Below are 11,971 nucleotides of genomic sequence, written 5' to 3' on the forward strand. Positions count from 1 at the left end.
GCAGATTACGCGCTTCTTCCCTGCCGATAAAATGATCGCCGGGGGAAGAAAGAGTGATCATGTCCAGTTTTGAATCCTTCGTTCCGCTCATCATCATCGGCGTCAGCCTCGTCGTATTCTTCAAATGGGTGGGGCGAGATATGAACCGGGAAGAGAAAAAACCGCGTTCCCGCCGCTGATGGCGGAAAAACGCGCCCGCGCGGCGTGGAGGCGGAACCAGTACCTTTTCTCCGGGGTTTTCCCTGCAAGAAGGAGGACGCGATATGACGAAGAAAAAGAAATCGAAAACCGTTGAAAAAGGGCCTTCCAGCCCGAACGACATTCCCCCCGCCGGCCCGCATGCCAAACCCTCCCTCACCGACTATGACAAGACGCCGGGCGCGGGCAGCCTGCCGGATGACCGTGAGAAAGACGTGTCTCCCGGCGCGGGTTGATGCGCACGGGACGGAGGGCCGCGCCAAGCCCGAAGGACTCTGCGGCGATCGGGAAATAGTGTCCTGAACCAGATACTTACCCGCTGGGCAGTGGCTCGCCGGTGCTTTTTTGTTCTCCGCCCATTGCAAAATCAAAAATTGAGCCTATATTTTGGATATCGACCATTGCTTGTGACGTCGTTCTGGAACAGACTGTTCCCCGTCGGATTTCCTCTCAAATAATCGATCTTATCCCGCAAGGTATCGCGGGAACCACAACGATTCTACGAAAGGAAATCGTTATGAACACTGGTACTGTAAAGTGGTTCAACGCCACCAAGGGCTTCGGCTTCATTCAGCCTGACAACGGCGGCACGGACGTTTTCGTTCACATTTCCGCTGTTGAGCGCGCTGGCATGCGTTCGCTGAACGACGGCCAGAAGATCAGCTACGAGATCGTCCAGGACCGTCGGTCCGGCAAGAGCTCGGCTGACAACCTTCAGGCAGCTTGATATTCGTCATTTGACCCCGCAGACCACGGATGTACTGGCTGCAGGTTTAAGTGATTGTGAGAGGTCGGGTCAAAGCCCGGCCTTTTGTTTTTGGGCCATGGAGGTCCTCATGCGTAAAAATCCCTACCGATGCGGCGATGCCATATTCTTGAAGCCAGGCGTGCTGGGCAACAACCAGCCCGACGGTCCTGGCAGGGTCGTATCGATCCTGCCCGAAGCGCAGGGAACTGTTCGCTACAGGGTGCGTTTCCAGCATGAAAATTTCGAGCGCAACATCGCACTCGATGAAATAAGTGCGCCCACCTCGGCGCCATCGCCGTCGCGCAACAGCGAAAGCCCATCGGCGCGCGAAACGGGATCGAGCTGGATCAATCCGGACAGGATTAAAATCAGAAAATAGCAGCTGCGGCTGCATAAAGGAGATATTCGTGCAGGTACTCGTTCGAGACAATAATATAGAGCAGGCCCTTCGCGTTCTGAAAAAGAGAATGCAGCGTGAGGGCATTTTCCGCGAGATGCGGGCCCGGCAGTCCTATGAAAAGCCCTCGGAAAAGCGCGTCCGCGAAGAAGCAGAGGCCGTGCGCCGCCACCGCAAGCTGGCGAAGAAAAAAATGCAGCGCGAAGGGCTGTTGCCCGCCCCCAAAAAGGTTGCCCGCCCCCGCTAGCCGTTCGATACTGCTCTTCCGTAAAGGAGAATGCCATGGCTGCGACAAAAGAAGCTTTTTTCAAACCCGGCAAACTATCCGCGCAGGACAAGGCGTCACTGACGGATAGCGCCGCAAAGCAGATCATAAACGCCGAGGCCGCTCAGCGCGCCCGCAAAACGGAACGCCTTCGCCAGCTTCGCGAAGCCCAGGAAGCGACGATCATAACCGACACGCCCGTTTCCGCAAAAAAACGATCCAGCAAGAAATAGCCGGACGGGATTTCCAGCATCGACGATCGAACGGGTCTTGAACGGATTATCTCATACCCGCTCAAGGCCCCATCAATCCAACAGGAGGAGGACACCATGGCCAAGGGTCAATTGCGCAGTAACAAGGAAGTCCGAAAACCGAAGAAGGACAAGACGGCGAAAGTGGCTGCAGCGCCGCCAGCCGGTTCGCAGGTCAAGTTCGCAAATGCCACGACAGCGGACGGCAAAAAGAAGTAGTGCGACGCGCAGCCGGCAAGCCACGACGAATAAAAACATCGCGATAGGCGCCGGACTTGTTTTGGCCACATTGCCAGTTTAAATAGCTCCCATGGCAACTGCTGGTGAGCGCGAATGAAATCGATGTTCGCAGTTGTTTTAGTCGCTTCAGACTTTTGACCACGGATGTACTGGCACTGGTGTTGAGAGCGATATGAGGAAGGTCGGTGCAATATTGCCCCGGCCTTTTTTGTTGCCTGCGGCAGCGAATGCTGCATCTTCCCTGCGGTAACGGAATTAACTTGCCTATTCCCCATAAACGGCGCACGCTTCGTCATCGGTAATTAAAGGGCGTTGCCACCGTCAGGCCTGCTGCATTTCCAGCCCTGTCCCGCCTGCTGACCACCAGGGAAGCGATTCGGAATTCACGCGACATGCATGACGCCACGGGCCGGCAACGGTTTCCCTGGCGCTGCCCGCGTCTCAAGGCGTTGAAGCGTCCTCGCACCATCTCCGGATGGCAGCGCGACGCTCCGGCTTTTGTGAACCTCACAAGAAAGGAGGACGCCATGTCTTCCGCATATGAAAATTGCATCATCACATCGCAGGACCTCAAAATGCTCCAGTCCGTGCTGGAAGGTCTCGGTTATGATCGCCACACCATGGATGACGAAATCGTTCTCTACAACAATGCCGCCCGCAAGGTGATCCAGCTCTTTCAGGATGGCTTGACCGACCCCGCCGATATCTCGGAGGAAATGCTGTTTCTGTTCGGCGTTCACAAACATGAACGCGTAAGACCGTGGAGACCGCTGCCGCGTTATGCCATTCAGGGTCTGCCGCCTCTTTACCGGTGATACTGTTGCCGCCCTTTTCGTGGCAACCACGCGAAGCGGCCTTCAAAATCACCGATGAAAATAACGGCTTGGCAAAAGCCGTATATCAGGCAACACTGAAATTGAGCGTCCCGCGCGCGATCAGGCGCATCCGGGAAGCTTGGGTATGGAATGTGCATCAGGTGAGTTGCGGGACCATGACCGGCCTGCGCCGGGTCCCGACTGTCCCCATGCCGGTAAGTTTTGCGTCTGCGTGGAGGTGAGTATGACGTATGACTGGAGCGGCCGCAAAATGCGCCGCATGCGAGCGGCGAAACTGACGATCATCAGCCTCGTCGCAGCTTTCGTGCTGACAGCCCCGATTTTCGCCCATTATTGAGGTTCGCAGCCGCAAGGCAGGATCATACCGGCTGGCGGATTTCACTCCGCTTTCTCAACCGGTTCTTCAGCCATTTCTGAACGGGCTGGTCATAATAGACCGTCAGCCACCATGGCAGGCACGTCGTGGCGATGAGAAAAACAATGCCCGCCGGCAGAGCGAGATTTTCCCTGTGCCCCGCCGGGATCAGAAACTCCGTCCAGGCGAGAAGCGGAATATGCAGCACATAGACCGCATAGGACGCCGTGCCGAGAAACACCGACACCATTCCCACCCGGCGACCCGGAACCGTCTTGCTGGCCACGAATAGCAGCAGCGGCCAGACAAACAGGACAACCGCAAGATCGAAGAACGGCCGAAGCTCGCGCGACATGGGCACCGCCAGAATGAAACAGACCAGCAGAAGGCAAAGTGCCGCCTGAAAGGGTTTCAACTGCGGTACGCGATTGCGGAAACGGTAAATCAGCACGCCGGCAAAAAACGAGAAGAACACCCGGCCCATGCCCGCATACATTTCGTGCCAGCGAAACCCCGCATGCAAACGGCCGAACTCGGCGGCCGCCACCATCAGCACAAGCGCGCTGACGGTGAGCACCACAGCGGTCTGTCTCGTCGTGGCCCGAACACCCCAGCGGGCATAAAACGCATTCACCACCAGTTCGTTGAAAAGCGACCATGCCGGGCTGACGAGAAACAACGCGCCGTTCAGGGTCAGTGTGAAGGGCGCCGGCAAAAACAGCAGCCCCGTGAAAAGGGCAAAAGCGAGCTCGCCGGGATCGACAAGACGATGCAAATCGTCGATCGGCGTCGGCACGCCCAGCACGTAGAGGCAGATGAAATAAGCCGCCATCAACGCCAGCGCCAGCGCATAAAGAGGGTAAAGACGCGCAAAGCGCGCCTTCAAAAAAAAGCCCGGTGTAATCGCCCCTTCGCTCAGCTTCCGGCTATAGGCATGCGCCAACACGAAACCGCTGAGCGCAAAGAACAAATCCACGGCGAGATAGCTCGAAGCCGTGCTTTTCCCGAACAGATCCTCGGCATGGCGGTGGACGATGAAAAGGGCAGCCACTCCCCTTATGCCGTCGAGCAATATGAAGCGTTCCGGGGACGACTGGACCATGGCGTGAGGCTCGGTGTGGCTGGCGGATTTAAAAGTTCACAAGCAACCAGCTTTAGCGCGTAGCGGTTTGCCGCTGCCAGTCACAAACTGGTTAACGTGGCAAACATCCCGTATTATTATAGGGTACTAAAGGGTGATCGACACCCTTTCGCGGCTGCGAAAGGCGTGCTACGTCCGGATGTCATCGATCTTTTGACCCTTTGACTCTGCGGCCTGTCCTTTTGAATTCAGCTTGATTTCGCTTGGATATCTTCGGCGCAAATTCAGATCGGGCGGGTTCGGCGGCAAGCAACTTTCTCGGAGTCTCACCATGTCCACCATTGCAGAACGTATCAGAAAAATCATCGTGGACCAGCTTGGCGCCGACCCCGCCAATGTGGTGGACGATGCCAATTTTGCTGACGATCTCGGTGCGGATTCCCTGGAGACGGTTCAGATCGTCATGGAAATCGAGGAGGAATTCGGAGTGGAAATTCCAGATTCCGCCGCAAGCACGATCCTGACCGTCGGCGACGCCATCCGTTTCATCGAAAAAAACAAGGCGTGACCGACGGGGAATTTACCCCGCAGATGACGCCGCTGAAACAGCCTGCGGCTTGGCCAGAAGCAGGCTTTCGGCATAGGCCATCATCAACGGCCCGACACCCTTGGCATCGTCGGACACCACCGGTTCGGTCAGATAATATTCCGGCGTTCCATCGCGATAATTGCCCTCGAAGCCGCCAAGGCCCGCGACATGCACGATGCCAGTGAGGCGCATCACGCCCTCTTCATCGGCTTTCAGCCGCGTTTCCAGAAGCGTCTCAAGCGCGCGGCGGCCCGCCGAAAGGGCGGCAGTCGCCTCTTCGCCCCGCAGGAGCTTCAGCCGCACTGCGTGCAGCAAGGCATAGGCAAACATCGCCGAGGCGGATGTTTCCTCATAATTGCCCGCAAGGCCCGGATTGTCGAGAACCTGCATCCAGAGGCCCGTCTTAGTCTGCCGTGCGATGATGCCGGCCAGAAGACGCCGTGTGCTCTCCCGAAGCTCCGCCGTTGCGCCATCCTCGGGCAGGATGGTCAGTGCGTCCACCAGCGCCATGGCGAGCCAGCCCACCGCACGCGCCCATATGGCGGGAGACTTGCCGCTCTGAGGATCGGCCCAACGCTGGCTGCGGCTGTCGTCGTAACCATGGGCATAAAGCCCGCCACTATCCGCCGTGGCCGCGAGCGCCGCTGAAAACTGCCGCAGCGCATCGTCGATCAGTTCTGTTCGGCCCGTCGCCTGCGCATATTCGATCTGGAAAGGAAGTCCCATATAAAGCCCGTCCAGCCAGACCTGGTGCGGATAACGCTTCTTGTGCCAGTAATTCCCGGAGGCAATACGCGGATGGCTGCGGAGTTGTCCCGCCAGATGTTCCGCCGCAGCGAGGTAACGCGGATCATCCGTTTCCACCGCAAGGGGAAAGAGAATGCGGCCGGCGAGAATATGGTCGATATTATATTCCTGCGGATCGTAACCGGCGAGCGTTCCGTCAGCCGCTATCTGTGCATCGGCCAGACGGTGCAGATGGTCATTCCAGCGCGCCTCTCCGGTCGCCTCGAACAGCTGCTGCAAGCCGCGATAGAGACATCCATCCTCGTAACACCAGCTTCCGCCCTTGTAGTAGCGATAGCGGCTCGAGAATTGATCAAAATATTCAGTGGCTTTCATGGAGTTTCTCAATCGAAATCTGACACAATGGAAACGGAAGCGTCGCTCAGCAGGGCGGGATTATCGCAGACTATATGCGCCTGCTCGAAAACAATCGCCTCATGGCGCATGGGGCGCACCCGGTCGGCCATGATCGGCGGCGTTGCGATGGCCGACGGATCGCGCGAGACGATGGTGAGATTGCGGATGGTGACGTTGCGGATGGGCGCTTCGGCAAGACCGAGAAAAGCGCCGGCAGCATGGGAGAGATTGCGGATTTCGACATCCTCCACGGTAATGCCGTCGATAAAGGGAGTACCGCCATCGACCGGCACGGGGTTTCGCGACTGCACCCAGTCATCATGCCCATCGGCGTCGCAATGGTAGTGGGCATTGGCGGAAAGCGCGGTCTTCACGCCATCCAGCAGCACCCGGCGCATGGCGATGTTGCTGACGGTGCCGCCCCGCCCGCGCCGTGTCTTGAGGCGCAGGCCGCGATCCGTGCCGATCATGTCGCAATCCTCAACCGCCACGTCATGCACGCCGCCGGACATTTCCGAACCGATCACCAGCCCGCCATGGCCGCGCTCCATCAGGCAATGACCTACACGCACGCCGCGTGTTTCCGCAAGATGATCGTCCTCGCCGTCAGGGCCGCGCTTTCCCGCCTTCACCGCGATGCAATCGTCTCCGACGGAGAAGCGCACGCCTGATATCGTGACGTTGCGGCAGCTTTCTGGATTGAAACCATCGGTGTTCGGGCTTTCATGCGGCGCGACGATGCTGAGACCAGCGGCGATCAACTCTTCACAGCCCTGCGGATGGATCGTCCATGAGGCGGCGTTTCGGATCGTGAAACCGAGAAGCTGGGTTTTGCGACAGGAAACGAGATGCAGACCACGCGGCCGGCGCGCGCCATCGCGGGTTTCTTTCGGCCAGCTCCACCAATCGCCCTTGTCGCCGGAGCCATCAAGAATGCCCCTGCCCTCGATGACGAGATTATCTACCCCGATGGCATGAACCGGCGCGGTAAAACAGGCATCCGGCAATCCTTCCCAGCTGCCCAGCATGCGGCCGACCTCATCGCGTGCGGGCAATATCGGCCATCCCCTGCGGGTGGAAGGTGCGCGCAGTACGGCTCCCTGCGCAAGGTGAAAGGTCATGTTGCTTTTGAGGCGCACGGGAAAGGCGGTCCAGACACCGGCTGCAAGTCGCAACGTGCCGCCCTGCGGCACGGCGGCAACCGCCCTTTCCAGCACCTGCGCATTGGCGCGCGCGCCCTCTTCATCATCGAGCGAAACATCCGGCAACAATTGAAATGCCGCGGCATCGACACGCCCGGCACAGGAAAGGGTTCTGAACTCCAGCCTTCCGAACCCTTCCGCTTCGAAGATATAGCGCGTATCCGGGGAGAGATCATGCAGCAGCGCCACCACGGTCGCGGTTTCGCCACTCCGTTCATCGCCATCCGCCGACGTCAGACGCCATTCCGTTTTGGACGGAAGGAAATATCGAGCGCCGGGCGCGGCAAGGCAAAGCGCTGCCGTTCGCGCCGAAGACGCGATGACAAGGGGTTCGTTCATGCTCTCTTCTCGTCTTTCGTGAATGGCCGGCCAAACCCTTGGCGGACATGCTTCATATCATCCGGCGGCCGGATAGAGGGCCCGCCACCAGAGGCGGCGGGCCATTGTCGTCAATCGAACTTGGCAAGAACATCGTTGGTCGTATCGATGATCTGCTCGGCTGCCTGTTCCGCCGTCAGCTGGCCATAGGCATATTCTTCAAGCGTATCGATAAAGCCCGAGCGGATTTCCGGATGTTCGTTGAAGGGGGAAACCACCGGTCCCGATGCCGCCATGACGATGGCATTGGCGGCGCGCACTTCCGGCTCGCCCTTGTCACCCAGACGCGCCGCCGCAGCCTTCGACGCCGGCAGACCGCGCGAGGTGCCAAGCGCGTCGACGCCCTCCGGCTCGTTAAGCAGGCAGTTCAGAATCTGAGCAGCCGCTTCCGGATTTTTGGAGTTTTTCGAGATCGAAAATACCATGGAGGGCTTGCGATAAACGCCTTCCGTCACGGCATCGGCAAGCTTCAGCATCGGCACCGGTTTCAGAACCTGTCCCTCCTTCAGGGGATCGGCATATTTCGAATAGGTCGAGTCCCATTCATAGGAGCCGGCGATGCGGCCTTCGGACCAGGACGGCTTTTCATAGAGATTGACGTTGCCATCGGCCGCCTCCTCTTTCTGGGAGCGGATGGAGCCGGTTTCGACCAGCTTGCCGACGAAGGAGATGCCCTCTGCCAGCTCCTGCGGCGTCCAGGCCACACGGTTGGTCTTGGGGTCGACCAGATCCTTGCCCGTCTTCTGCACGATGGCCAGCGTTACGAGCAACTGGGCGGTCTCTTTCACGGCATTGAAGGTGTAATAGTCCTTGCCGAGCTTTTCCTTGATGGTCTTGGTTGCCGCGAAGAACTCATCCCAGGACTTCGGAATTTCCACGCCCGCCTTCTCGAAGGTGGTGGCGTTAAAGAAGAAGACGCGGCCCGTGGTGGAGACGGAAAGCCCCTGCAGCACGCCGTTCATCGATCCTGCCTCCAGATCGGTCTCGGCCCATTGCGAAAGATCGAGCGGTTTCAGCTGGCGCAGATCGGCAAAACCCTCGCCGTTCTTGGAAAACAGCGGCAGCCATGGCCAGTTGACCTGAACGATATCGGCTTCCGTCTTGCCGGCCATCTGCGTGGTCAGCTTTTCCAGATAGCCGTCGAAGCCGGTGAATTCCCCCTTCACCGTGTGGCCGTATTTCTCGCCGCAGGCGGCAATGGCCTTCTGGGTGGCGACATGGCGGCTTTCACCGCCCCACCACGACATGCGCAGTTCTGCAGCACCCGCCGCGGGGGCCGCCGCCATGGCGGCATAGGCTACACCGGCGAACATCGCCATCATTCTTGTCATCATCTTCATTGTTCTTCTCCTCCTCGAAAAATCAGGCACGCGCGTCCCCTCCTCACAGCGAGACGTTGCGGCCATCGGCCTTGTCGAAAATATGCAGCTTCTCCGGGTCCGGCTTCAGCCGCAGGATACCGTCGCGTCCGAGCGCTTCGAACTCCGCCGCCCCCACCACGCTCACCAGCTTCTGGCCGCCGAGATCGGCGTGCAGATAGACCTCGTGACCCATGAATTCCGCATTGGTGAGTTTCGCCTGCAAGGCCGGACCATCAGCCTCGCCTGCCAGCGAGAGATGCTGCGGGCGAATGCCGATGACGGCATCTACCGGCTTTGCTGAAAGACGCCTTTCAAGATGTTCGCCGATTGGCAGGCGCTGCCCGCCAATGACGAATTCCGCACCGTCGATGGTCACATCCACGAGGTTCATTTCCGGCATACCGATAAAACCGGCCACGAACAGATTGGCGGGATGGTTGTAGAGCTCCTTCGGCGTCGCGACCTGCATGATGCGCCCGGCCTGCATCACGCAGATACGGTCCCCCATGGTCATGGCTTCCGTCTGGTCATGCGTAACGTAAATGACCGTGGAGGACAGACCTTCCGCCTTCAGCTGGCGGTGCAGATCGGTGATGCGTACCCGCATGGAGGCGCGCAGCTTGGCATCGAGATTGGACAGCGGCTCATCGAACAGGAACACGCCAGGTTTCTTGATGAGCGCGCGACCCAGCGCCACACGCTGCGCCTGTCCGCCGGAAAGCTGCTTCGGCAACCGGTCGAGCAGCGGCTCGATTTCGAGAATGCGCGCGACATTGTCGATCGCCTTTTCGATCTCAGGCTTGGCGACACCGGCGATCTTCAGGCCGAAGGCGAGATTGCCGCGCACCTTCATATGCGGATAAAGCGCATAATTCTGGAATACCATGGCGATGGAGCGCTTGCCGGGGGGCAGGTCGTTGACGCGCTGGTCACCGATGAGGATTTCGCCGCCGGTGATTTCCTCCAGCCCCGCCACCATGCGCAGCGTCGTGGATTTGGCGCAGCCGGAAGGGCCGACGAACACCATGAACTCACCATCCTCGACGTCGAGATTGATGCCATGCACGGCCTTGAAGCTGCCGCCATAGATTTTTTCGAGATTTTTAAGTTGAACGCTTGCCATTTTCAGCCCTTGACCCCGCCAGACGAGATCCCTTCAATGAAATACCGTTGCGCCGCAAAGAACACGATCAGCGCAGGCGCGATCGTCAGCACCGACATCGCCAGGATGCGGTTCCATTCAAAGGCTTCGGTGGTGTCGATGGAGAGTTTGAGCGCAAGGCTCACCGGATATTTGTCGACCGAGGACAGGTAGATCAGCGGCCCAAGAAAATCGTTCATCGTCCACATGAACTGGAACAGGCAGACCGAGATCAGCGCCGGCGCCAGCATCGGCACGACGATATAGATGAGCGTCTGCAGGCTGTTGGCGCCATCCACGCGGGCGGCCTCTTCCATGTCCGATGGCAGCGAGCGCAGGAACTGCACCAGCATGAAGACGAAGAAGGCATCACCGGCGAAAGCCGAGGGAACCCAGAGCGGCAGGAAACTATCCAGCCAGCCGAGATCACGGAACAGAATATATTGCGGAATGCGGGTGACGACGTTCGGCAGGAGCAAGATGGCGATGACCGAGCCGAACAGGATTTTCTTCAGCGGAAAATCGAAGCGGGCAAAGGCATAGGCCGCCATGGTGCAGGAAATCGCCGTGCCGATGACCTTCGGCAGGATGATCAGGAACGAATTCCAGAAGAACCGGCCGAACGTATAGGGCGTCGAGGTTTCCCAGCCGCGGATATAGCCATCCAGCGTCGGGTTTTCCGGGATGAAACCGGCGCCGGAGAAGATTTCCGAATTGGTCTTGAAGCTTGCGCCCACCAGCCAGATCAGCGGGTAAAGCATGACAAGGCCGACGGCGAACAGCAGCACGTAGCGGACGGAGGTGGAGAGCAGCCTGAGCCGTGCCCGGCGGGCCGCCTGCATGTCGTTTAGGGTTGCGATATCGGTCATGGCATCAATTCCGCTTGTCGCCGGCGTAATAGACCCACTTCTTCGAGGACCAGAAGGCCACGAGGGTCAGCACGGTGATGATGGTGAAAAGCACCCAGGCGATGGCGGAGGCATAGCCCATGTTGAACTTCTTGAAGGCCTCGTCGTAGATATAAAGTGGCAGGAGGTAAGTGGACTTCAGCGGCCCGCCCTGGGTGATGATGTAAGGTCCGTTGAACTCCTGGAATGCCTGCACCATCTGCATGATGAGGTTGAAGAAGATCACGGGTGTCAAAAGCGGCAGCGTGATGAAGAAGAAGGTCCTGACCTTGCCCGCGCCATCGATGGCGGCCGCCTCGTAAAGCGATTTGTCGATGGATTGCAGGGCGGCGAGAAAGATCACCATAGCAGAGCCGAACTGCCAGCAACGCAGCAGCGTGATGGTGAAAAGCGCGTTGCCGGGATCACCGAACCAATCAACCGGCGACAGGCCGACGGCCGCCAACGCCATATTGGCGAGCCCCTCGCTTGCAAAGATGTAGCGCCACAGCACCGCAATCGCGATCGAGCCGCCGAGGATGGACGGCACGTAAAAGGCCGTGCGGAAGAAGTTGATGAATTGCAGCTTGTAATTGAGTATCGCCGCAATGAAGAGGGCGAAGGCAAGCTTCAGCGGCACCGTCAGAAACACGTAGAACAGGGTAACGTTCAGCGATTTCATGAAGGTGCGGTCGCGGGTGACCAGGCGCTCGTAATTCGCCAGCCCCGCCCAGCTTGGATCGCTCATCAGGTCGTAACGGGTGAAGCTGAGATAGAGTGAGCCAAGAAACGGGATCGCGGTAAAGACCAGCAGCCCGATGATATAAGGCGTCAGATATCCCAGCCCGAGGAAGCGCTGAGATTTCATGCCGCACCTCCCCGCGCCCCAATGGAACGCG

Annotated in this window: 15 protein-coding genes; 8 read left to right on the plus strand and 7 right to left on the minus strand. The window is 58.8% G+C overall.

Going from position 1 to position 11,971, the window contains the following annotated elements; all coding sequences use genetic code 11:
• Window positions 1-263 precede the first annotated feature (263 nt).
• From V6S97_RS16655 to V6S97_RS16625, 7 genes are all read left to right on the plus strand, one after another.
• Window positions 264-434, plus strand: coding sequence for a hypothetical protein (locus tag V6S97_RS16655; RefSeq protein WP_003508147.1), 171 nt, complete (start codon window positions 264-266; stop codon window positions 432-434).
• A 281-nt stretch (window positions 435-715) separates the two neighbouring features.
• Complete coding sequence (locus V6S97_RS16650) at window positions 716-925, plus strand: cold-shock protein (protein WP_003508146.1); 210 nt, start codon at window positions 716-718, stop codon at window positions 923-925.
• Between the two features lie 109 nt (window positions 926-1,034).
• Complete coding sequence (locus V6S97_RS16645) at window positions 1,035-1,325, plus strand: hypothetical protein (RefSeq protein WP_003508143.1); 291 nt, start codon at window positions 1,035-1,037, stop codon at window positions 1,323-1,325.
• A 28-nt stretch (window positions 1,326-1,353) separates the two neighbouring features.
• Entirely contained in the window at window positions 1,354-1,590 is a 237-nt protein-coding gene (gene rpsU, locus V6S97_RS16640) for a 30S ribosomal protein S21 (protein WP_020810479.1), read from the plus strand.
• A 35-nt stretch (window positions 1,591-1,625) separates the two neighbouring features.
• A complete protein-coding gene (locus V6S97_RS16635) occupies window positions 1,626-1,841 on the plus strand; it encodes a hypothetical protein (RefSeq protein ID WP_111821055.1) in 216 nt (71 codons plus the stop codon).
• 96 nt (window positions 1,842-1,937) lie between these two features.
• Window positions 1,938-2,078, plus strand: a complete 141-nt coding sequence (locus tag V6S97_RS16630; RefSeq protein ID WP_003508140.1) for a hypothetical protein — start codon at window positions 1,938-1,940, stop codon at window positions 2,076-2,078.
• A 548-nt stretch (window positions 2,079-2,626) separates the two neighbouring features.
• Window positions 2,627-2,914 carry a hypothetical protein gene (locus tag V6S97_RS16625; RefSeq protein WP_020810478.1) on the plus strand — a complete coding sequence of 96 codons (288 nt, stop codon included), beginning with the start codon at window positions 2,627-2,629 and terminating at the stop codon, window positions 2,912-2,914.
• Window positions 2,915-3,294: 380 nt separating this feature from the next.
• Here the strand turns inward: V6S97_RS16625 and V6S97_RS16620 are convergent, their stop codons facing one another.
• Window positions 3,295-4,392, minus strand: coding sequence for an acyltransferase family protein (locus V6S97_RS16620; protein ID WP_334427553.1), 1,098 nt, complete (start codon window positions 4,390-4,392; stop codon window positions 3,295-3,297).
• A gap of 310 nt (window positions 4,393-4,702) precedes the next feature.
• On the opposite strand from V6S97_RS16620, the gene V6S97_RS16615 reads away from it, so the two are divergent.
• A complete protein-coding gene (locus V6S97_RS16615) occupies window positions 4,703-4,939 on the plus strand; it encodes an acyl carrier protein (RefSeq protein ID WP_020810476.1) in 237 nt (78 codons plus the stop codon).
• 12 nt (window positions 4,940-4,951) lie between these two features.
• Here the strand turns inward: V6S97_RS16615 and V6S97_RS16610 are convergent, their stop codons facing one another.
• The 6 genes from V6S97_RS16610 to V6S97_RS16585 form a co-directional block, all read right to left on the minus strand.
• Window positions 4,952-6,082 (minus strand): glycoside hydrolase family 88/105 protein, encoded by a 1,131-nt coding sequence (locus V6S97_RS16610; RefSeq protein ID WP_111821057.1) that lies wholly within the window; start codon window positions 6,080-6,082, stop codon window positions 4,952-4,954.
• 8 nt (window positions 6,083-6,090) lie between these two features.
• Window positions 6,091-7,644: a polygalacturonase PglA gene (gene pglA, locus V6S97_RS16605; protein WP_111821058.1), complete on the minus strand. Its 1,554-nt coding sequence runs from the start codon at window positions 7,642-7,644 to the stop codon at window positions 6,091-6,093.
• Window positions 7,645-7,754: 110 nt separating this feature from the next.
• Complete coding sequence (locus V6S97_RS16600; RefSeq protein WP_111821059.1) at window positions 7,755-9,023, minus strand: ABC transporter substrate-binding protein; 1,269 nt, start codon at window positions 9,021-9,023, stop codon at window positions 7,755-7,757.
• 43 nt (window positions 9,024-9,066) lie between these two features.
• Window positions 9,067-10,167: an ABC transporter ATP-binding protein gene (locus V6S97_RS16595; protein WP_003508132.1), complete on the minus strand. Its 1,101-nt coding sequence runs from the start codon at window positions 10,165-10,167 to the stop codon at window positions 9,067-9,069.
• 2 nt (window positions 10,168-10,169) lie between these two features.
• The gene (locus tag V6S97_RS16590; RefSeq protein ID WP_003508131.1) at window positions 10,170-11,054 is read right to left on the minus strand and encodes a carbohydrate ABC transporter permease; all 885 of its coding nucleotides are present in this window, start codon (window positions 11,052-11,054) and stop codon (window positions 10,170-10,172) included.
• A 4-nt stretch (window positions 11,055-11,058) separates the two neighbouring features.
• On the minus strand, window positions 11,059-11,940 hold the full coding sequence (locus tag V6S97_RS16585; RefSeq protein WP_111821060.1) for a carbohydrate ABC transporter permease: 882 nt from the start codon (window positions 11,938-11,940) through the stop codon (window positions 11,059-11,061).
• Between the last annotated feature and the right edge of the window lie 31 nt (window positions 11,941-11,971).

Origin of the sequence: Agrobacterium sp. CCNWLW155 (genome assembly GCF_036888815.1) — a bacterium.
GTDB classification, from domain to species: domain Bacteria; phylum Pseudomonadota; class Alphaproteobacteria; order Rhizobiales; family Rhizobiaceae; genus Agrobacterium; species Agrobacterium radiobacter.

Bases quoted from the DNA above. Each gene is read 5' to 3' on its own strand.
- V6S97_RS16600 (WP_111821059.1), bottom strand. From the start codon at position 9,023: ATGAAGATGATGACAAGAATGATGGCGATGTTCGCCGGTGTAGCCTAT.
- V6S97_RS16620 (WP_334427553.1), bottom strand. From the start codon at position 4,392: ATGGTCCAGTCGTCCCCGGAACGCTTCATATTGCTCGACGGCATAAGG.
- V6S97_RS16630 (WP_003508140.1), top strand. From the start codon at position 1,938: ATGGCCAAGGGTCAATTGCGCAGTAACAAGGAAGTCCGAAAACCGAAG.
- V6S97_RS16595 (WP_003508132.1), bottom strand. From the start codon at position 10,167: ATGGCAAGCGTTCAACTTAAAAATCTCGAAAAAATCTATGGCGGCAGC.
- V6S97_RS16610 (WP_111821057.1), bottom strand. From the start codon at position 6,082: ATGAAAGCCACTGAATATTTTGATCAATTCTCGAGCCGCTATCGCTAC.
- V6S97_RS16615 (WP_020810476.1), top strand. From the start codon at position 4,703: ATGTCCACCATTGCAGAACGTATCAGAAAAATCATCGTGGACCAGCTT.
- V6S97_RS16635 (WP_111821055.1), top strand. From the start codon at position 1,626: ATGGCTGCGACAAAAGAAGCTTTTTTCAAACCCGGCAAACTATCCGCG.
- V6S97_RS16645 (WP_003508143.1), top strand. From the start codon at position 1,035: ATGCGTAAAAATCCCTACCGATGCGGCGATGCCATATTCTTGAAGCCA.
- V6S97_RS16655 (WP_003508147.1), top strand. From the start codon at position 264: ATGACGAAGAAAAAGAAATCGAAAACCGTTGAAAAAGGGCCTTCCAGC.
- V6S97_RS16585 (WP_111821060.1), bottom strand. From the start codon at position 11,940: ATGAAATCTCAGCGCTTCCTCGGGCTGGGATATCTGACGCCTTATATC.
- pglA (WP_111821058.1), bottom strand. From the start codon at position 7,644: ATGAACGAACCCCTTGTCATCGCGTCTTCGGCGCGAACGGCAGCGCTT.
- V6S97_RS16650 (WP_003508146.1), top strand. From the start codon at position 716: ATGAACACTGGTACTGTAAAGTGGTTCAACGCCACCAAGGGCTTCGGC.
- V6S97_RS16625 (WP_020810478.1), top strand. From the start codon at position 2,627: ATGTCTTCCGCATATGAAAATTGCATCATCACATCGCAGGACCTCAAA.
- V6S97_RS16590 (WP_003508131.1), bottom strand. From the start codon at position 11,054: ATGACCGATATCGCAACCCTAAACGACATGCAGGCGGCCCGCCGGGCA.